Annotated in this window: 20 protein-coding genes and 1 riboswitch; of the genes, 14 read left to right on the forward strand and 6 right to left on the reverse strand. The window is 65.1% G+C overall.

Going from position 1 to position 19,411, the window contains the following annotated elements; genetic code table 11:
* Positions 1-41 precede the first annotated feature (41 nt).
* Genes GV068_RS13865 through GV068_RS13875 form a run of 3 tightly spaced genes read left to right on the forward strand, consistent with a single transcriptional unit; the run spans position 42 to position 2,480 of the window.
* Positions 42-578: a 5-formyltetrahydrofolate cyclo-ligase gene (locus GV068_RS13865; RefSeq protein WP_229464169.1), complete on the forward strand. Its 537-nt coding sequence runs from the start codon at positions 42-44 to the stop codon at positions 576-578.
* Between the two features lie 45 nt (positions 579-623).
* Positions 624-1,007 carry a DUF2946 domain-containing protein gene (locus GV068_RS13870; RefSeq protein ID WP_159698671.1) on the forward strand — a complete coding sequence of 128 codons (384 nt, stop codon included), beginning with the start codon at positions 624-626 and terminating at the stop codon, positions 1,005-1,007.
* A gap of 60 nt (positions 1,008-1,067) precedes the next feature.
* On the forward strand, positions 1,068-2,480 hold the full coding sequence (locus GV068_RS13875) for a PepSY domain-containing protein (protein WP_159698674.1): 1,413 nt from the start codon (positions 1,068-1,070) through the stop codon (positions 2,478-2,480).
* Positions 2,481-2,483: 3 nt separating this feature from the next.
* Here the strand turns inward: GV068_RS13875 and metF are convergent, their stop codons facing one another.
* The 3 genes from metF to ahcY all read right to left on the reverse strand — a co-directional run bounded on the left by metF (position 2,484) and on the right by ahcY (position 5,170).
* Positions 2,484-3,314, reverse strand: a complete 831-nt coding sequence (gene metF / locus GV068_RS13880; protein ID WP_159698677.1) for a methylenetetrahydrofolate reductase [NAD(P)H] — start codon at positions 3,312-3,314, stop codon at positions 2,484-2,486.
* Positions 3,301-3,657, reverse strand: a complete 357-nt coding sequence (locus tag GV068_RS13885; protein WP_159698680.1) for a phage holin family protein — start codon at positions 3,655-3,657, stop codon at positions 3,301-3,303. The genes metF and GV068_RS13885 overlap by 14 nt, the downstream gene beginning before the upstream one ends.
* Positions 3,658-3,757: 100 nt before the next feature.
* Positions 3,758-5,170 carry an adenosylhomocysteinase gene (gene ahcY / locus GV068_RS13890; RefSeq protein ID WP_159698683.1) on the reverse strand — a complete coding sequence of 471 codons (1,413 nt, stop codon included), beginning with the start codon at positions 5,168-5,170 and terminating at the stop codon, positions 3,758-3,760.
* 28 nt (positions 5,171-5,198) lie between these two features.
* A riboswitch (S-adenosyl-L-homocysteine riboswitch) is annotated at positions 5,199-5,271 on the reverse strand.
* A gap of 232 nt (positions 5,272-5,503) precedes the next feature.
* Here ahcY and GV068_RS25490 point away from each other — a divergent pair.
* A complete protein-coding gene (locus tag GV068_RS25490; RefSeq protein ID WP_159698686.1) occupies positions 5,504-5,686 on the forward strand; it encodes an IS3 family transposase in 183 nt (60 codons plus the stop codon).
* A gap of 141 nt (positions 5,687-5,827) precedes the next feature.
* Here GV068_RS25490 and metK read toward each other — a convergent pair whose 3' ends face one another.
* Positions 5,828-6,994: a methionine adenosyltransferase gene (metK, locus tag GV068_RS13900; protein WP_159698689.1), complete on the reverse strand. Its 1,167-nt coding sequence runs from the start codon at positions 6,992-6,994 to the stop codon at positions 5,828-5,830.
* A 189-nt stretch (positions 6,995-7,183) separates the two neighbouring features.
* Here metK and GV068_RS13905 point away from each other — a divergent pair, with 189 nt between their 5' ends.
* From GV068_RS13905 to dapF, 3 genes are read left to right on the forward strand one after another with little or no spacing between them, the layout of a single operon-like run.
* Positions 7,184-8,035, forward strand: a complete 852-nt coding sequence (locus GV068_RS13905; RefSeq protein WP_159698692.1) for a lysophospholipid acyltransferase family protein — start codon at positions 7,184-7,186, stop codon at positions 8,033-8,035.
* Positions 8,032-8,895: a lipid A biosynthesis acyltransferase gene (locus GV068_RS13910; RefSeq protein ID WP_159698695.1), complete on the forward strand. Its 864-nt coding sequence runs from the start codon at positions 8,032-8,034 to the stop codon at positions 8,893-8,895. The genes GV068_RS13905 and GV068_RS13910 overlap by 4 nt, the downstream gene beginning before the upstream one ends.
* Before the next feature lie 51 nt (positions 8,896-8,946).
* Positions 8,947-9,798, forward strand: a complete 852-nt coding sequence (gene dapF / locus GV068_RS13915) for a diaminopimelate epimerase (RefSeq protein WP_159698698.1) — start codon at positions 8,947-8,949, stop codon at positions 9,796-9,798.
* Here dapF and GV068_RS13920 read toward each other — a convergent pair.
* Positions 9,795-10,613 carry an oxygenase MpaB family protein gene (locus tag GV068_RS13920; protein ID WP_229464180.1) on the reverse strand — a complete coding sequence of 273 codons (819 nt, stop codon included), beginning with the start codon at positions 10,611-10,613 and terminating at the stop codon, positions 9,795-9,797. The two genes, dapF and GV068_RS13920, sit on opposite strands and share 4 nt — an antisense overlap.
* 100 nt (positions 10,614-10,713) lie before the next feature.
* Here GV068_RS13920 and GV068_RS13925 point away from each other — a divergent pair, with 100 nt between their 5' ends.
* Together GV068_RS13925 and GV068_RS13930 are read left to right on the forward strand one after the other, a co-directional pair.
* Entirely contained in the window at positions 10,714-11,217 is a 504-nt protein-coding gene (locus tag GV068_RS13925; RefSeq protein WP_159698704.1) for a hypothetical protein, read from the forward strand.
* A gap of 84 nt (positions 11,218-11,301) precedes the next feature.
* Positions 11,302-11,556 (forward strand): hypothetical protein, encoded by a 255-nt coding sequence (locus GV068_RS13930; RefSeq protein WP_159698707.1) that lies wholly within the window; start codon positions 11,302-11,304, stop codon positions 11,554-11,556.
* Positions 11,557-11,587: 31 nt separating this feature from the next.
* On the opposite strand, the gene GV068_RS13935 is transcribed toward GV068_RS13930, so the two are convergent.
* Positions 11,588-13,165, reverse strand: a complete 1,578-nt coding sequence (locus tag GV068_RS13935) for an SEL1-like repeat protein (RefSeq protein WP_159698710.1) — start codon at positions 13,163-13,165, stop codon at positions 11,588-11,590.
* Between the two features lie 416 nt (positions 13,166-13,581).
* Here GV068_RS13935 and GV068_RS13940 point away from each other — a divergent pair, with 416 nt between their 5' ends.
* From GV068_RS13940 to GV068_RS13960, 5 genes are all read left to right on the forward strand, one after another.
* Positions 13,582-14,634: a porin gene (locus tag GV068_RS13940; RefSeq protein WP_159698713.1), complete on the forward strand. Its 1,053-nt coding sequence runs from the start codon at positions 13,582-13,584 to the stop codon at positions 14,632-14,634.
* A gap of 226 nt (positions 14,635-14,860) precedes the next feature.
* Positions 14,861-16,141: a porin gene (locus GV068_RS13945; protein WP_159698716.1), complete on the forward strand. Its 1,281-nt coding sequence runs from the start codon at positions 14,861-14,863 to the stop codon at positions 16,139-16,141.
* A gap of 213 nt (positions 16,142-16,354) precedes the next feature.
* Positions 16,355-17,020 (forward strand): DUF484 family protein, encoded by a 666-nt coding sequence (locus tag GV068_RS13950; RefSeq protein WP_159698719.1) that lies wholly within the window; start codon positions 16,355-16,357, stop codon positions 17,018-17,020.
* Positions 17,021-17,024: 4 nt separating this feature from the next.
* Entirely contained in the window at positions 17,025-17,960 is a 936-nt protein-coding gene (gene xerC, locus GV068_RS13955; protein ID WP_159698722.1) for a tyrosine recombinase XerC, read from the forward strand.
* Positions 17,961-18,087: 127 nt separating this feature from the next.
* On the forward strand, positions 18,088-19,155 hold the full coding sequence (locus GV068_RS13960; protein ID WP_159698725.1) for a GTP-binding protein: 1,068 nt from the start codon (positions 18,088-18,090) through the stop codon (positions 19,153-19,155).
* The last annotated feature ends 256 nt before the right edge of the window (positions 19,156-19,411 follow it).

Below are 19,411 nucleotides of genomic sequence, written 5' to 3' on the forward strand. Positions count from 1 at the left end.
CATGTGCCCCCGGGCTACTGCCAGACGCTGGCGCAAGCGCCATGCTCGATAAACCACAGTTGCGCCGCATGCTCAAGGAACGGCGCCGCGCCATCGACCACGCGACCAAGCTCGCTTGGGACGACCGCATCGGCGCGCGGGTGCTCGCGTGGTGGCAGGCCAGCCCGGGCAGCGTGCTCGGTGTCTATTGGCCGCTGGCAGGCGAACCCGACTTACGTCCAGCCTACGCGGAATTGGCCGAGGCGGGCGTACGGCTGGCTCTGCCTGTCGTGCTGGCGCGCGACGCGGCCCTCGGTTTTGCCGAGTGGGTGCCGGGGGAAGCAACCGTGGCGGACAGCCTGGGCGTGGCGGTGCCGGCCGAGCTGCGGATGGTGGAACGGCCGGATGCGCTGCTGGTGCCGTGCCTGGGTTTCGATGCGCGCGGCTACCGGCTGGGGTATGGGGGTGGGTTCTATGACCGGACCCTGGCGGCGGAGCCGAGGCCGCGCACGCTCGGCATCGCGTATGCCTTCCAGCTGGCCACGTTCGAGATCGGGGAGTACGACATTCCACTGGACGCCATGGTGACCGAGGTCTAAGTCCAACGCGCGCGGCTGCCGGGGACCCCACGCTATAATCGGCATATGCACAAGCTCGTCAGACGGCACATGCTGTGGGTCTGGGTTGCCATGCTGGGCGTCCTGTTCAGCGCCCTGGCGCCGGCCTTGTCGCATGCGATGCCCTCCTCCGCGCCGCTGCTCGACACCGTCCAGGTCTGCACCATGGAGGGCATGCAGACCATTGTGGTCGACAAAGAGCAGCCTTTCGGCGCCGGCTCCTCCCATCCGTTCGAGCACTGTCCCTATTGCGCACTCCACGGCGGCGCAAGCCTGCCGCCGCCCTCCGCCGGCCTCACGCTGACCCTGCTTCCCCTGGGCGAGGTGCGCCCGCCCCTGTTCTACCAGGTCGCCCGCCCGCTGTTCACCTGGAGCACGGCGAACCCACGCGCGCCGCCCTCGCAAGACTGATCCACCACCATGGACGGCGCTTGACGTGCGCCGATATCGGTTCCAACGAGGAGTTTCACCATGAGTCAAGTTCCAGGCGCCGGCGTATCCGCTTCCAGCCTGTACCGCCGCATCTGGCGCTGGCATTTCTTTGCCGGCCTGTTTTGTCTTCCTTTTATCTTCCTGCTGGCCCTGACGGGCGCGGCTTACCTCTTCAACAAGCAGATCGACGACCTCGTCTATGCCGATCTGCTGATGCGGCCGCCGGCTTCGGTGCAGGCCACTGTGCCGGCTAGTACGCTGGTCGCCAATGCCGTTGGCGCCGCTAACGGTGTCGCGCGCGCCCTCTACTTGCCGGTGGATGCGCAGCATGCGGTCCAGGTCGACGTACGCCAACCCGACGGCGCCCTGCGCCAGGTCTTCCTCGATCCGGCGAACGGGCGCGTGCTCGGCAGCATGGACGAGTCCGACCGCATCATGGGCCTGGTCAAGCGCATTCATTCGCTGAGCGTTGCCGGGGACGCGGGCAATGTCCTGATCGAGATCGTGGCCGGCTGGGTGATCGTGCTGGTGATCACCGGCGCCTACCTGTGGTGGCCGCGCGGCCGGAGCCAGGGCGTGCTGGCGATCCGGCCCGGCGCCAGCGGCCGGGTCTGGTGGCGCGACCTGCATGCCGTGACCGGCGCCTTCGGGGCCGTCGTCATCCTGTTCCTGGCGCTGACGGGCATGCCCTGGTCGATCGTCTGGGGCAAGCAGGTCAATGGCTGGGTCAACGCGCACGGGCTCGGCACGCCGGCCGCGATGCGCGGCGGCGGCGCGCGTTCGCAGTTGCCGATGGCGGCGCTGGGCGAAGTGCCGTGGAGCGCCGAACAGCGGCCCCTGCCCGCTTCCAGCGACGAGCACGCCGGACACGGAGAGCATGCGCAGCATGGACAGACGGCGACTGCGCAGGTGCCGGCTTCGACAGGTATCGGTGTCGACCGCGCGGTGGCGCTGTTCGCAGCAAGCGGCCTCGACGGCGGCTACCGCCTCATGCTGCCCCAGGGTCCGCAGGGCGTGTACAGCGCGGTACGGCTGCGCTCGGCCGAGGACAGCCAGCGCGTGGTCCATCTCGACCAGTACAGCGGCAAGGTATTGCAGGATCTCGGGCCTGGCGACGCGGGGGCGGTGGCGCGCGTGACCGACTGGGGCATCAGCGTGCACCAGGGAATCGAATACGGCTGGGCGAACCAGTTGCTGATGCTGTTCGGCTGCCTGGCGCTGATGCTGTCCTGCGTCAGCGGAGTGGTGATGTGGTGGAAGCGCCGGCCGGCGGGCCAGCTGGCCGCGCCGCGGCGCAAGGAAGGCGAGCGCCTCGCCTTCGGTGTGCTGGCGATCGCCATCGGCCTCGGGCTCGTGTTCCCCCTGCTGGGGGCCTCGATGGTCGTGGCGGCCCTGGCCGACTTCCTGTGGGGCCGCATCCGGAAACCCGGCGCGGCCCTGCAGGCCTCCTGAGGCTTATTTCACCAGCCGTTGCCAGATGGCGGTGGTCGCCGCCGCTTGGTTCATGCTGTAGAAATGCAGGCCCGGCGCGCCGCCGGCCAGCAGGCGTTCGCACAGGCTAGTGACCACATCCAGGCCGAAGGCCTTGATCGAAGCCGAATCGTCGCCGAAGCTGGCCAGCTTGTTGCGCACCCAGCGCGGGATCTCGGCGCCGCACATGTCCGAGAAGCGCATCAGCTGCGTGTAGTTGGTGATCGGCATGATGCCCGCCACCACCGGCACGTCTACGCCCAGCTTGCGCGCATTGTCGACGAAGTCGAAGTAGGCGTCCGCGTTGTAGAAGTACTGGGTAATGGCGGCGTTCGCGCCGGCCTGCACCTTGCGGGCAAACGCCTGCAGGTCGTCCTGCGGCGAGCGTGCCTGCGGGTGCATTTCCGGATAGGCCGCCACTTCGATGTGGAACCAGTCGCCGGTTTCCTTGCGTATGAACTCGACCAGCTCGTTGGCGTAGCGGAATTCACCGCCGGCGCCATAGCCGCTCGGCAGGTCGCCGCGCAGGGCCACGACGCGGCGGATGCCGTTGTCCTGGAACTGCTGCAGGATCGCGCGCAGCGATTCGCGGCTGCCGCCCACGCAGGACAGGTGCGGCGCGGCCTGGTGGCCTTCGGCCTTGATCTCGAGCACGGTCTGCAGGGTGCCCTGCTGGGTGGTGCCGCCGGCACCAAAAGTCACCGAGAAATACTTCGGCTGGAGCTCGGCCAGCTTCTGGCGGACGGCGCGCAGTTTCTCCGCGCCTTCATCGGTCTTCGGCGGGAAGAACTCGATACTGAAATTAGGAGTTTCCATCTTTGTCTTTGAGGAGCAAGGTAGAAAGCGCCCACGAAATGATGCTGTACAAAATCGCTGCAATGAAGGCCGAGCCGAATCCCCGGACGTCGAAGCCTTCGATCCAGTGCGACACCAGCCAGAACAGGAAGGCGTTGATCACCAGGATGAACAGGCCCAGCGAGACCACCGTCACCGGCAGGGTCAGGATCACCAGCACGGGACGGATCAGGGTGTTGACCAGTCCCAGCACGAGCGCGGCGATCAGCGCGGTCGTGAAATTGGTGACGACGACGGAAGACATCAGGAACGGCAAGGCCATCAGGGCCACGGCATTGGTCAGCCAGGTAACAAGCAAGCGCATCGCATCGACTTTCGTGGAACGCGGGTGCTTCTCAGCACGAGAAACACCCGGCTGTTGAAAAAACGGGCGCTGTAGAAGCGCCCGCATCGACTACCAAGGATTAGTAACGGTAGTGGTCCGGTTTGTACGGACCTTCTTTGCTCACCGAGATGTAGGCGGCCTGCTCTTCGGTCAGCGTGGTCAGCTGGGCGTTGAGCTTCTTGAGCTGCAGGCGGGCGACCTTTTCGTCCAGGTGCTTCGGCAGGGTGTAGACGCCGACCGGGTACTTGGCGGTGTTGGCGAACAGTTCGATCTGGGCGATGGTCTGGTTCGCGAACGACGAGCTCATCACGTACGACGGGTGGCCGGTACCGCAGCCGAGGTTCACCAGGCGGCCTTCGGCCAGCAGGATGATGCGCTTGCCATCCGGGAAGATCACGTGGTCGACCTGCGGCTTGATGTTTTCCCACTCGTACTTCTTGAGCGCGGCGACTTCGATCTCGTTGTCGAAGTGACCGATGTTGCAGACGATGGCCTGGTCCTTCATCTTGAGCATGTGCTCTTCGGTGATGACATGGTAGTTGCCGGTGCAGGTAACAAAAATGTCGCCGTGTTCGGCAGCGTAGTCCATGGTCACGACGCGGTAGCCTTCCATCGCGGCCTGCAGGGCGCAGATCGGGTCGATCTCGGTGACCCACACTTGCGCCGACAGCGCGCGCATGGCCTGGGCCGAGCCCTTGCCCACGTCGCCGTAGCCGGCGATCACGGCGATCTTGCCTGCGATCATGACGTCGGTCGCGCGCTTGATGCCGTCCACCAGCGATTCGCGGCAGCCGTACAGGTTGTCGAACTTCGACTTGGTGACCGAGTCGTTGACGTTGATTGCCGGGAAGGCCAGCTTGCCTTCCTGGTGCATCTGGTACAGGCGGTGCACGCCGGTGGTGGTTTCTTCGGTCACGCCCAGGATGCACGGCAGACGCTTCGAATACCAGGCCGGATCACGCGCCAGGCGGCCCTTGATCGAGTTGAACAGGCAGATCTCTTCTTCCGAGCCCGGCTTGTCCAGCACCGAGATGTCCTTTTCCGCGCGCACGCCCAAGTGCAGCAGCAGGGTGGCGTCGCCGCCGTCGTCCAGGATCATGTTGGCGTGGTTGTCACCCGGCCATTCGAAGATGCGGTGGGTGTATTCCCAGTACTCGTCCAGGGTTTCGCCCTTGACGGCGAACACCGGGGTGCCGACCGAGGCGATGGCAGCGGCGGCGTGGTCCTGGGTCGAGTAGATGTTGCACGATGCCCAGCGCACTTGCGCGCCGAGGGCTTCCAGGGTGCGGATCAGGACCGCGGTCTGGATGGTCATGTGCAGCGAACCGGCGATGCGTGCGCCTTTCAGTGGCTGGGCAGCGGCGTATTCCTCGCGGATCGCCATCAGGCCCGGCATTTCGGTTTCTGCAATGCGGATTTCCTTCTCGCCCCAGCTGGCCAGGGAGATGTCTGCTACGTGGAAATCGTTGAGGTCTTTGAGTACGGCGCTCATCACGCCCTCCTTTCAATGGTTGAAAAAAGTAACGTGAGCGCAGTTGCTGATATCCGAGCCTGGCGAAGATGGGAATCTTCGTCGCAACGCTCCTCGGAATTCATAAGTTTAACACGGGTGGCGGCGGGTGTGGCCGGCAGCGTTGTTTGGGAATGCTTTGGGTTGTGGTGCAAGGATGCGTCGTAGTGTGCTGCGAAATTGGGTTCCGGCCTTGAACTGCCACAAGAAAGTTGGACAGCTATTGTCCACTTTCGAGGGGTAGATGGTTAAGTACACAAAAGAGATCAAGCTCAGGGTCATCAAGCAATATCTGGAGGGGCAGCTAGGCTATCGATGGAGAGCTTCTTCGCCGTGCTCAAGACCGAATGCTTCCACGGGCAGAGCTTTACTGACGCGAAGGCACTACGAGCCACGATCGATGAATACATCGGGTATTACAATACCAAACGCATCAGTACCGCCTTGGGCGGCCTGACCCCGCTTCAATGCAGGGGCAAGCACGCTCAGGCTACATAAAACAGATGTCCAACTTTTGTGTGGCAGTTCACCTTCGCCGGAACGACGGCTCATCGTTAAGTGGTACTGTCAGCACGTCGTCCCGGCGCAGGCCGGGACCCAAGTTCAGGTGCGCACCACAAGGCACGCACTGACCACTAATTACGCCAGACCCGCCTCAGCACGCAGCAGCGCCGCCTTGTCGGTGCGCTCCCAGCTGAACTCCGGCTCTTCGCGGCCGAAGTGGCCGTAGGCCGCGGTCTTGCAGTAGATCGGGCGCAGCAGATCCAGCATCTGGACGATGCCTTTCGGGCGCAGGTCGAAATGCTGCATCACCAGCTGGGCGATCTTCTCGTCCGAGATGACGCCGGTGCCTTCGGTGTACACGGTGATGTTGATCGGACGCGCCACGCCGATCGCGTAGCTGACCTGCACCTGGCACTGGCGCGCCAGGCCGGCGGCCACGACGTTCTTGGCGACGTAGCGGGCGGCGTAGGCTGCCGAGCGGTCGACCTTGGACGGATCCTTGCCCGAGAACGCGCCGCCGCCGTGCGGGGCTGCGCCGCCGTAGGTGTCGACGATGATCTTGCGGCCGGTCAGGCCGCAGTCGCCCTGCGGGCCGCCGATGACGAAGCGGCCGGTCGGGTTGACCAGGAATTTGGTGTCCTGCAGCCACTCGCGCGGCAGGGTCGGCTTGATGATCTCTTCGATGACCGCTTCTTCGATCTGCGAGTGCGTCACGTCCGGGTGGTGCTGGGTGGACAGCACGACGGTGTCGACCGACACCGGGCGGCCATCGACGTAGCGCAGGGTGACCTGCGACTTGGCGTCCGGGCGCAGCCATGGCAGGCGGCCGTCCTTGCGCAGCTGCGACTGGCGCTCGACCAGGCGGTGCGAGTAATAAATGGCGGCCGGCATCAGTTCCGGGGTCTCGTCGCAGGCATAGCCGAACATCAGGCCCTGGTCGCCCGCGCCCTGGTCCAGATCGAGTCCGGCGCCTTCGTCCACGCCCTGGGCGATGTCCGGCGACTGCTTGTCGTAGGCGACCAGCACGGCGCAACCCTTGTAGTCGATGCCGTACTCGGTGTTGTCGTAGCCGATGCGCTTGATGGTATTACGCGCGACCTGGATGTAATCGACGTTGGCGTGGGTAGTGATTTCACCCGCCAGCACCACCAGACCGGTGTTGCACAGGGTTTCGGCGGCAACGCGCGCGCGCGGATCCTGTTCCAGGATGGCGTCGAGGATGGCGTCGGAAATCTGGTCGGCGACCTTGTCGGGATGGCCTTCCGAAACCGATTCGGAAGTGAAGAGGTAGTCGTTGGACATGTAGGCTCCAGTTACTGCTGTGTTTATATACGTGCCGCAGCAACTTTTGCCTGCGACGCTTTAGCGACATTTATATTCCGCTTCGCAAGTTGTCTATTAACTCGGCGGATCCTGCATAAAGTGGTATTTTACGCTTCCTTCGAGAATTTTGCTCTACCACGCCCTCTTCTTTCAACCTTAGTCAATCGCATGTTAGTTTCTTTATTCCGTGCACTATCGGTACTTCCGCTACCGTTTCTGCATGCCCTCGGCGCGGCCCTCGGCTGGCTGGTGTATTTACTGTCCGGCTCCTATCGGCGCCGCCTGCGCGCCAACCTGGCCCAGGCCGGCTATGAACGGCATTTGAACGCCGCCGTGTCCGAAGCCGGCAAGGCCATTATCGAGCTCGCCTTCGTCTGGTGCGCCGATCCCAAGCGCGTGGCGCGCCATGCCAGCGTCGAGAACTGGGAGCTGGTGCAGGAGCGGTTAGACAGCGGCCGCGGCATCGTGTTCCTGACGCCCCACCTGGGCTGCTTCGAAATGACGGCCCAGCAGATCGCGCTGCAGACCGCCCTGACCGTCATGTACCGCCCGCCGAAGAAGAGCGCCCTGAAACCGCTGGTGGAAGGCGCGCGCGCCCGCCACAACCTGAAACTCGCCCCGGCCACCCTGTCCGGCGTGCGCATCCTGGCCAAGACCCTGAAAAGCGGCGAGCCGATCGGCCTGCTGCCGGACCAGGTGCCGCAGGAAGGCGAAGGCGTGTGGGCGCCCTGGTTCGGCCGCACCGCCTACACCATGACCCTGCCCGCCAAACTGGCCCAGCTGGGCAAAGCCGACATCCTGCTGGTCTACGCCGAGCGCTTGCCCCATGGCCGTGGCTATGTGGTGCGCTTCGTGCCCTTCGAGGGCAGCCTGGAAGGCAGCGCCGCGGACCAGGCGGCCTCGATCAACCGCGCGATGGAGCAATTGATCGCGCGCTGCCCGGCCCAGTACTTCTGGAGCTACAACCGCTACAAGCAACCGGAAGGTGTGGCCGGCCCGGAAAGCGAGGCCGCGGCATGAGACTCCTGCTCGGCTTCCTGTGGCTGCTGCACTTCCTGCCGCTGCCCATCCTGGGGCGCCTTGGCGAAGCGGTCGGCAGCCTGATGTTCCTGATCATGGGCAAGCGCCGCCGCATCACCCTGATCAACCTGCGCCTGTGCCTGCCCGAAAAGTCGGAAAGCGAACGTTACGCGATCGCCAAACAGCACTTCCGCGCCTACGCGCGCAGCATCTTCGAGCGTTCGATCCTGTGGTGGGCGCCGGAAGAACGCGTGCGCAGCTATATCCATGTGGAACCCGCCGTGCCGCAGGCCGAGATGGAAGCGGGCCCGACCATCCTGCTGTGCCCGCACTTCGTCTGCCTGGATGTGGCCGGCGTGGCGTCGCGCGTGATCCCGGTGTGCAGCATGTACGTGCCGCAAAAAAACGAAGCCTTCGACAAGCTGCTGCGCCATGGCCGTGAACGCTACGGCCCGGTACGCCTGGTGACGCGCAAGGAAGGCATCAAGCCGATCCTGCGCGCGCTGCGCGACGGCCTGCCCTACTTCATGCTGCCGGACATGGACTTCGGCGAAAAGGATGCGGAGTTCGTGCCCTTCTTCGGCATCCCGGCCGCTACCCTGACCGCACTGGGCCGCATCGCCGCGACCACCGGCGCCAAGGTGATTCCGGTGATCGCCACCTACCTGCCGAACTACCAGGGCTGGCGTGTGCGTTTTTATCCGGCGTGGGAGAATTACCCGGGCGACGACATGGTGGAAGCGACGCGCCGCATGAATGCCTTCATCGAAGAGCGCGTGCGCGAAGCGCCGGCCGAGTATTTCTGGACGCATAAACGCTTCAAGACCCGGCCGCCGGGCGAGCCCTCGTTCTACGACTAATTAAGCTGGGCTAATCTTTTACGGATTTAGTTAAGCAGAACTGAAACAGGCATGAAACTGAAATTCACCAAGATGCATGGCGCCGGCAACGATTTCATCGTCGTCGATGCGATCAACCAGGACGTGAATCTGAGCCCGGAACAATGGCGCCAGTTGGCCAACCGCCGCTTCGGCATCGGGGCCGACCAGATCCTGGTGGTCGAGCGCCCGGCGAGCGAAGGCATCGATTTCCGCTACCGCATCTTCAACAGCGACGGCGGCGAAGTCGAACAGTGCGGCAATGGCGCGCGTGCCTTCGCCCGCTTCGTCAGCGACAAGGGTTTGTCCGGCGAGCGCAGCATCCGTGTCGAGACCATGAAGGGCATTATCGCCCCGCGCCTCGAAGACGACGGCAGCGTCACGGTGGACATGGGCGCCCCGCGCCTGGATCCGGCAGAGGTGCCGTTCGACGCCGCCGGACTGGATGGCCGTGCCGAGGGCGAGGACACGACCTGGCCGCTGTCGGTGGACGGCGACACGGTGTTCGTATCGGTGGTCTCGATGGGCAACCCGCACGCGGTGCAGGTGGTCGAGAACGTCGATACCGCCCCGGTCGAGAGCATGGGTCCGGCAATCGAAACCCACGCGCGTTTCCCGAAGAAAGTGAATGCCGGCTTCATGCAGGTGGTGGACCGCCACCACATCAGGCTGCGCGTATTCGAGCGCGGCGCCGGCGAGACCCTGGCTTGCGGCACCGGCTCCTGCGCCGCCGTCGTGGCCGGCATCCGGCGCGGCCTGCTCGATTCGCCGGTGCGCGTGTCGGCACGCGGCGGTGAACTCAGCATTGCCTGGGCGGGCGACGGCCAGCCGGTTTACCTCAGCGGTCCGGCGGTGACGGTGTTCGAAGGCGAAGTCGAGATCTAAGCAAGGCGCCGCGCGGCCTGGGCCGGCGGCATCTCTCCCAGCGGCAGCAGCGCGGCCGAACGCGCCAGCGCACGCACCAGCGTCGCTTCTCCAGGCCGCAATCCATGTCGGCGCAGCTGCGGCAGCGACCTGACCGGCTCCGGAAGAATCTGCACGGCGGCGCGCACCAGCAGCCACTGCAAGCGCCGCAGCGGTGCCGGCGCAATGGGCGCCGCGGCCATGGTCTGCAGGAATTCGTCGAGCGTATCCGACCCTTGCAGGCGGGGCGCGGTCGCCGCCAGCATCCTCTCCCACTCCAGCCAGCTGCCGGGCGACCCGGTCGCGCCATACAGCAGCGCGGCGGGCCGGCCTTCGGCAAAGGCGGCATCCTTTTCGGCCGCCGACAAACGCCGGATATAGACGTGATAGGCCTCGGTAAAGCCGAAGCCGGCGGTGGCATGCACCCAGTCGAGCAGGTCCGGATCGTTCGCACGGTAGGCCAGGCCGTCGGCCGTGCTGCCTTCCACCCGGCCATGCATCCGCACCACGCGCGCGATCAGCTTTTCGGCCGCGGAACGGGGACCATAGACGGTCATCATGGCGGCGAAGCCGGTACGGCGCAGGCGCATGACGGGGTCGCGCCGGAAGCTGCTGTGCTCCCACACGCCGGCGCGCACCGCGGGTTCGGCCAGCTCGAGCAGCACCGCCGCCACGCCGCCGATGAACAGCGCGACCGGGTTGGCGAACACCTGCCAGGCCACGCCGTCAAGCGGCGCCAGCGCCGGCTCGCCCGCCGGCTGGCTGAAATCGAAAGCCATGCCGGGAGGCGGCTGCATCAGTTCTCGTATCGACTCCAGCATCGGGACTCCCTGTGCGCTTGACTGCCGGCGCGTTAGCGGCAAGGCTTCGCTTACCAGAACTTCATCGGCACAGCACATGAAGCTGCTTCTTTTCATGGTACTTGCCGCCTGCCCCTGGTTCGCGCAGGCCTGCTCGTTCGCGCCAGGGTACGAGCGATTCACCCCATCTGTCGCCGCGTTCGACGCCAGGATGGATGGCGACCGGACCGCTGTGCTGCCGGCGCCGCAGATCCGCGTCGTTCAGCTCGTGCGGGGAACCGGTGCCGAGGCAGGGATGTGTGGCGACCTGCGACAGCTGACGCTGGAGCTCGACTGGCCGAAGTCCAGTGTCTATCGCTTGAACGAAGTGGGATTCTACTTCCGTGTGGTGGATGGACAGCAGCCGGACCGCATTTTTCCACTGGTACCGATCACCGGAAAGATCACGGGCCAGCGCGCGAAGTTCTTCTTTATCTGGCTCGATGGCCATCCTCCGGCCCAGCTCCCTTTGACGCTCGAGGTCGAGGTGTTCGCCGTGAACAAAGGACTCGAGAGCGGCGCGGCACGCAGGTTTCGCATCAGTGATGCGCGCCGACCCTAAGCGCGACCTTCGCTGTTCGGACAAGCCGGCCGACCAAGGATTCGACTGTCAGTGTGTGTAACTTAGAGATTTCCAGCTACCTAGATGAAACTTTCCCAGAGCGAACGCGAGACCCTGATTGGACCGGCGGCGGTAGGCGTTTTCGTAGGTATCCTCTTCGCAGTCTGCACGGTCGCCTTTGATAGTGAGTACAAAGCACTTCCTGAGACTGACTTGTGGGGAATAAGCGGCCCGATGCTGAGCTTTCTCGGCGGCTTTCTCCTGGCCTTCGTCCCCCTCGGCATGGCGCCTGTACTCATCGGGCGCATCAAGTCTGGCGCCGGAAACAAATACCGTTAATCGACATTTCTGTCAGGGCGCGGGCCGTCCATCAAGCCGCCAGGCCAATGTCTGCGGCCCCCTCGCCTTCTTCTTTGACTGCCGCGCCCACCACAGTACGCAGCCGGTACAGGCGCTGCCGGTAATTCCCCTCCGGCCCCGACGGCCCGCAGTCGATCCCTTCGAACAGGCGCGCGATGCGGTCGAGCGCATGGCGTTCCTGGGCGGTGTCGACCAGCACCAGGCGGCGCTTGCTGCGTCCGTAGCTGGCGCGGATGTCGATCACCAGGCAGTGGCCGTGGTCGGCGGCGGGCACGTCGAGCAACAGGGCTTCCGCGCGCGACAGGCCGAACACCGCCGCCAGTTCCAGCCGCGCCTGCAATAAAGGATGGGAAGCGAGCGCATCCTCATGGCCGGCCAGCAGCGCACCGGTCTCGACATAGGCCGGCGTGGACAGGCGCGGGGCGATCTTGCGCAGCAAGGCCACCGCCTCGGCGCTGCCCTGGGCGGCGGCCTTCTGCAGCCAGTAGACGGCGCGCACGTCGTTGCTCTCGTTCTCGCGGCGCGCGCGCCAGGCGTTGTGGCCGCATTCGAGCTGGGCGTCGCGGTAGCCCATCTCGGCGGCACGCTCCAGATAGCGCTGGGCGTCGGCAACGTTCCGTTGCGAGAATTCGGGCTTGATATAGATGCGCGACAGCGCGTACCAGGCCTGGGCCAGGCCCTGCTCGCCCGCCAGCGTCAGCCAGCGGATCGCCTTCTTGAAATTGGCGGCGCCACCCGCACCGGCGATTCGATGACCGTCGATGTCCATGCGCGCGCAGCGCAGGCCCATCGCCAGCTGGGCGTGGCGGTCGTGTTCGGCCGCGGCGAGCTCCCAGAAGCACAGCGGTTCGCCGGCTGCGGGCGCGAGCCCGTGGCGGGCCACCGCCTCCGCGTGTCCGCCCTCGTCGAGCAGGCGCGCCACGCGCGACAGCAGCATGATGTCGCCCGGCGCCAGCCGGTGCACGCCGTCCTGGCTGGCCGCGGTGTCCACCACGGCGCGCGCCAGCGGAAGCGCACGCGCCAGGTAGTCGTCGCGGTGGCCGGCTTCCCAGGCTTGTTCGAGCACGGCCGACTGGGCCTCGGCCACGCCGCTGTCGGCGGCCCGGCGCAGCCAGCCCTGGGCCGAGACCGGGACCGGGCCGGTCGCGGCTGGCCGTGCCGGCGCGGCGTCGCGGCGCCGTGCCAGCAGCCATTGCGCCTCGGGGAAACCGGCGCGCGCGGCGTCCTCCAGCGCGTGCAGGGCCTTGGCCAGCAGGGGCAGCTCCGGCGTCGCGGCGCCCTCGCCCAGCACCAGCTGGGCGAACACCAGGCCGGCGTGCACGCTGCCGTCTTCATAGGCACGTTCGTACCAGGGCGCGAGGCTGCCCGCGCTGGCCTGGGCCAGCGCCAGCGGGATGTGGTTGCCGATCAGCTGCCAGGCCTGGCGGCAGTCCTGGCGCGCAGCGCGCTCGAGCCAGTGCAGCGCGGTCGGCAGGCTTTGCGGCAAGCCGGCGCTGCCGAACAGGTAGAGCTTGCCCAGATCGAGCTGGGCGGCTGCCTGTCCGGCCCGGGCGTTGCGGATGATCGCCAGTTCTTCGCGGTTAGCCATTATTGCTAGTCATGGTGTGGATCGGCTGGTGGCGCTCGGGGAGGCGGAAAAATGTTGCCAATATACAAGAATTCCTGGATTGCCGTCGCCGTGCACCTCGATGTTGATCTTGAGTCTACGGCGTCACTGGCGGCGCACCGATTCAATCCCGGTCTTCCTTGAGCCTGCGCAAATCGATGCCTTTGGCAAACTCGGCTGTTATCCATGGTGAATTTGTTACACGTTTCTGACACGCGTTTCAAAAATACAACAGCACGATTGGATTTATTGGCTTTCGACCAACTCGGCCCTTCATAATTGACAAAACCGACAATCTTGACGAGTCAAGCATTTAAGGTTCAGCTATCCGGGCATTCAGCTTCGCGCCTCAATGCCAGGGATAGCTGAGATTCACTTAAGAAAAAGGAACACGAATAATGAAACAATCCCTCATCGCCGCCGCACTGCTTGGCGCATTCGCTGCCGGCACCGCACAGGCACAAACCTCGGTCCAGATCTACGGCACCATCGACGCCGGCGTCATCAAGCGCAGCGGTCAGACCCTGAACATCGGCAAGCGCGCCTCGAACACCCTGGGTTTCAAGGGCACTGAAGAGCTGGGCAACGGCCTCAAGGCACTGTTCCAGCTGGAAATGCGTTACGAGCCGGACACTGGCACCAATGAAATCGGCGGCAACGGCACCCAGCGTCCGCTGTTCCAGGGCCAGAGCCGCGTCGGCCTGCAGGGCGACTTCGGCATGGTCCGCATCGGTCGCGGCCTGACCCCGTACCACGAAACCGTCGGCGCCTTCGAGCCCTTCCACGCTTCGCCGAGCCCGGCAGGCTTCTGGACCGACCTCGCCGTCGCAGGCTACAACTCGCAGCCGCTGGACGTGGCCGGCTACTCGAGCAACCGCTTCTCGAACGCTGTCTGGTACAACTCGCCGGTCACCAGCGGCTTCCAGCTGAACGCCGCCATCGCCACCAAGGAAAACGGCGGCGGCCCGGCCGTGATCGGCCGCGGCACCGCAGCCAACCCGCAGTTCCCGGTCGGCGCGCAGGCATCGTCGAACCCGTTCTCGATCACCGGCACCTACAACAACGGTCCGGCAGCCTTCATGGCCGGCTACGAGCGCAATGCCATCGAATCGAAGGTCTGGTCGATCGGCGCATCGTTCGCCGCCACCCCGGAACTGAAGCTGATGGGCCTGTACTCGAAGCAGGACCAGGAAGAGAACCGCTTCGCCAACGCCAACACCAACGCATGGGTGCTGGGCGCGAACTACACCATGGGCCCGGGCAAGTTCCTGGCCGGTTATGGCCAGAAGGACACCGATGGTCTGCAGAAGGTCAAGCAGTTCTCGCTGGGCTACGAGTACAGCCTGTCGAAGCGTACCTACCTGTACGTCGACGCATCGCGCAAGAAGGGCCTGACCACCATCCCGTCGACCGTGAACCACTACGACGTGGGCGTGAACCACTCGTTCTAAGCTGAATCAGCCGGAGTGCGGGCTTCCAGGGTCCGCGCTACCTACAGGGGCGGACATGGGCAACCATGCCCGCCCCTGTCGTTTTACGCAGTTTTTGTAGTTTTTAAGCAACGCCTGCCAAGCTGTCTAGGCCTCCTGCATGAGGGGTCTGTACAGTGCACGTAAGCAATGGCATATTGGCAAGGCGAGTAAAAAAACGCTCGTTCGCAAATAACATGGAGACGCAATGAAGAAAAGTATCCTGGCCGCGCTGCTCGGCACCTGTTTCGCAACCTCGGCCTTCGCGCAGACCAGCGTGCAGATCTATGGCATCGCCGACGCCGGCGTGATGTGGCAGAAGGGTGGCCCGACCAAGATCTATAGCGGCGGCGCCGACGGCTCGCGTATCGGTTTCAAGGGCACCGAAGACCTGGGCAACGGCTACAAGGCCATCTTCAACCTCGAAGCGCGCGTCGAACTCGACACCGGCACCCAGCAGCCGACCCTGATGAATGACAATCCGGGCCTCTACCTGCTCAAGGGCATGGATGCGATCCCGGTCGCGATCCGCTCGCGTCTCCAGTCGCTGATCCAGCCGCCGGGCGGCCCGGCAGTCAACCAGGAACGCGCCCTGTTCGACCGCACCGCGATGGTCGGCGTGATCACCCCGGTCGGCGCCGTCCTGCTCGGCCGCATGTACACCCCGGGCTATGAAGTCTTCAACAAGGCCGACGCCTTCGAATCGGGCACGGCCGGCACCTGGGGCCACGTGACCGGCGGCACCGCCGGCTTCACCGCGCTGGGCGCCGACATCCGCTCGCAGGAAGCCATCCAGTACCGCATCGCCCTGCCGAACGGCATCGGCGGTTCGCTCATGTACGGTCCAAAAGGTTCGGGCTACCTCGGCCGCTACAACAAGTTCCGCGCCGCTGCCCTCACCTATACCGCGAACGGCCTCGACGTCGGCGTCGGCTACAACCACGGCTATGACCAGCAGAACCGTCCGAGCCTGCGCACCGTCACCGTGGGCGGCTCCTACGCCCTGGGCGACACCTGGAAATTCTTCGCCGGCTTCCACAGCCAGCGCAACCAGAACTCGGCCCTGCTGGCCGACTACATCGGCGGCTGGGATGCGGGCGTGACCCCGGTCCTGACCCAGCAGGGCGTGCCGGCGGCGAACCAGGCTGCGCTGCGCAACATCTTCGTGACCAACATCACCGCCAACACCAAGCAGGATGCGAAGAGCTGGCAAGTGGGCGCGCACTTCAAGCTGGGCAGCGGCCGCATCATGGCTTCCTACGCACACCAGGACGACCGTCTGCCGTCGAACAGCGACGCCGACCTGTGGGCACTGGGCTACGACCACTTCCTGTCGAAGCGCACCGACCTGTACACCGTGGCCGCCATCATCAAGAACCAGAACGATGGCCAGTACGCACCGGGTACCGCCGGCAATCCGGGCGGCTTCACCAAGCGTCCGGGCGACGACGGCCGCGCGCTGCAAGTCGGCATCCGCCACCGCTTCTGATCTCGCGCCTAACAATTCCCCCCATGGCTGCGTTGGATCGTCTCGCCGTACTAGCGTACTGTCTTCGACGATCCGCCTTGCCCTGGGGGTTTTGTTAGCCGCTCAAGAGCGAGCTGCCACGAAAGACGCTCCCACGGGAGCGTCTTTTTTATGTCCGTCGATATCTGGCTGTCAGGTAAAATGGCGGACGGACTTTTCACCTTGCATACTTTCATGACCATCGAGACCCTCGACGCCAACGCCGTTGCCCAATACCTCATCGACCACCCGCAATTCTTCGAGGAACACGCCGGCCTGCTGGGCGAAGTGAAGCTGTCGAGCCCGCTGACCGGCCGCGCCGTGTCGCTGCAGGAACGCCAGATGGAGGTGATGCGCGACAAATACCGCATCCTCGAACTGCGCCTGGCCGAACTGACCCGCCGCGCCGAGGAAAACCACGCGATCGCCAACCGCTTCCACGCCTGGAACCAGGCCCTGCTGGCCTCGAAGGGCAGCGCCGCGATCGCGCGCGACCTGGTCGACGCCCTGCGCACCGAATTCATGGTGCCACAAGTCTCGCTGCGCCTGTGGAACCTGGCCCCGGAATACGCCGACAGCTGGTTCACCAGCGGCGTCTCGGACGATGCCCGCCTGTTCGCCGCCAGCCTGCGCGCGCCCTACTGCGGCCTGAACAACGACTTCGAAGCGGTGCGCTGGCTCGACGATCCGGCCGCGGTGCGCTCGACCGTCCTTATGCCGCTGAGCATGCAGGGCAAGACCTTCGGCCTGCTGGTGCTGGGCGCGCCGAACGACGACCGCTTCACCGCGACCATGGCGACCGACTTCCTGGTCCACATCGCGGCCACCGCCAGCACCGCGCTGGCGCCGCTGCGCGCCTGAGCCCATGACTGCGGCAGAGAACGACCTTGCCGCACGCTACCTGGGCGAGCTGGCCACCCAGCGCCAGCTCTCGCCGCACACGGTCGCGGCCTACCGGCGCGACCTCCAGGAACTCGCCCAGCTTGCCGGCCACGAAGACTGGCAGAAACTGTCCCACCACGACATCCGCCGCTTCGCCGCCAGGCTGCACGCCGGCGGCCAGTCGGCGCGCTCGATCGCGCGCAAGCTGTCCGGCTGGCGCGGCTTCTACGACTGGCTGTCGCGCCATGCGACGCTGAGCGCGAATCCGGTCGAAGGCGTGCGGGCGCCGCGCCGGCCCAAGACCCTGCCGAAAGCCCTGTCGGTCGACGACGCGGTGCAGCTGATGGAAGCCAACCAGCACGGCCATCCGGAGCCGGCCGAACTGTGCGACCGCGCCATGTTCGAGCTGCTGTATTCGAGCGGCCTGCGGGTCTCGGAACTCGTTTGGCTCGACATGGTCTATACCGAGGGCGGCAATGGCACGCCTGCTTCGCTCGGCTGGCTCGACCTGCAGGCCGGCGAAGTGGTCGTCACCGGCAAGGGTGGCAAAATGCGCCGCGTGCCCGTCGGCGCGCCGGCGCGCAGTGCGCTCACGGCCTGGCTGGCGGTGCGCCCGGTGGCGCGCGACGGCAGCGCCGCGCTCTTTCTGTCGGCACGCGGCGCCCGCATCACGCCGCGCGTGGTGCAAACCCGGCTGAAGGCGCATGCGCTGCGCGCGGGCACGCCAGTGCACGTCCACCCGCACGTCTTGCGGCACTCCTTCGCTTCGCACGTGCTGCAATCGTCGGGCGACCTGCGCGCGGTGCAGGAGCTGCTGGGGCATGCGAGCATCACGTCGACCCAGGTCTATACGGCGCTCGATTTCCAGCACCTGGCCGCCGTCTACGACAAGGCCCATCCGCGCGCGAAAGCGAAATAGGCGGACGCAACGTAAGGCTTGAGCAACGTCAAGACGCTGCACAGTTGATGGTGATGAAACACGAAATCCGGCATAATCGCCCGATTCTCCCGCACGGACAGCGGGCCCAAGCTTCAGCAAGGCGAACATGGAACCAATCCCAAGCACCATCCTGACCGGCTTCCTCGGCGCAGGCAAGACCACCCTCCTCAACCGCATCCTGCACGAGGAGCACGGCCTGCGCATCGCGGTCATCGAAAACGAATTCGGCCAGGAAAACATCGACAACGAAATCCTGGTGCGCGACACCGGCGAGCAGATCGTCGAAATGAACAACGGCTGCATCTGCTGCACCGTGCGCGGCGACCTGATCGTGGCCCTGACCAATCTGGCGCAGAAACGCGCCGCCGGCGAGATCGCGTTTGACCGCGTGGTCATCGAGACCACCGGCCTGGCCAACCCGGGCCCGGTGGCGCAGACCTTCTTCGTCGACGAAGAAGTGGGCGCTAACTACATGCTCGACGCGGTGGTCACCGTGGTCGATGCGCGCCATGCGATGGACCAGCTGGACCGCCACGAGGAAGCCCAGCGCCAGGTCGGGTTCGCCGACAAGATCCTGCTGTCGAAGACCGACCTGGTGGATGCCGCCGCGGTCGACGCGCTCAAGGCACGCCTGCACCGCATCAACCCGCGCGCCCCGATCTCGCTCAGCGACTTCGGCCGTGCGCCGATCGCCGAGGTGCTGGACCTGCGCGGCTTCAACCTGAACGACAAGCTGGAACTGGACCCGGACTTCTTGCGCGCCGAAGAGCACGCACACGAGCACGATCATGAGCATGTGCACGGCGATCACTGCGGCCACGAGCATGCCCACGGCGAAGCCTGCAATCACAACGACCACCACCACAGCCACCATACCGACGACATCGCCGCCTTCGTGTTCAAGAGCGAGCGCGCTTTTGATCCGGAACGTCTCGACCAGTTCCTGGGCAGCATGGTGCAGGTCTTCGGCCCGCAGATGCTGCGCTACAAGGGCGTGCTGTCGATGCTGGGGGCCGACCGCAAGGTCGTGTTCCAAGGGGTGCATCAAATCATGGGCAGCGACCTGGGCGCAAAGTGGGGCGAGGCCGAAACCCGTGGCAGTAAAATGGTGTTTATTGGTAAAAATTTACCAAAAGACGTATTTATCCGCGGACTGGAACAATGTTTGGTATAAACTACATCAGTTTTGCGGGCGCAACCGGACCCGCCTGACAGCCTGCCGCAACAGCTGGCAGGCCTGGCAATCGCGCTACCCGCGCCACCGGCGCCATGCGCACAATCCGGGCATCGTCCCGCCGCTACATGGCGGCGTCGGGACAGGCAGTGAAGGACGGCGGTCGCCGTCCGGGCAGCGGCTCTCGCGCACACATCCGTTGTTAAGGTGTTAATGCTGAGTTTGCTGCTAAAATGAAAACCTCTGTCGTATCGAA

Origin of the sequence: Massilia sp. 9I (assembly GCF_902506415.1) — a bacterium.
Lineage (GTDB): Bacteria > Pseudomonadota > Gammaproteobacteria > Burkholderiales > Burkholderiaceae_D > Telluria.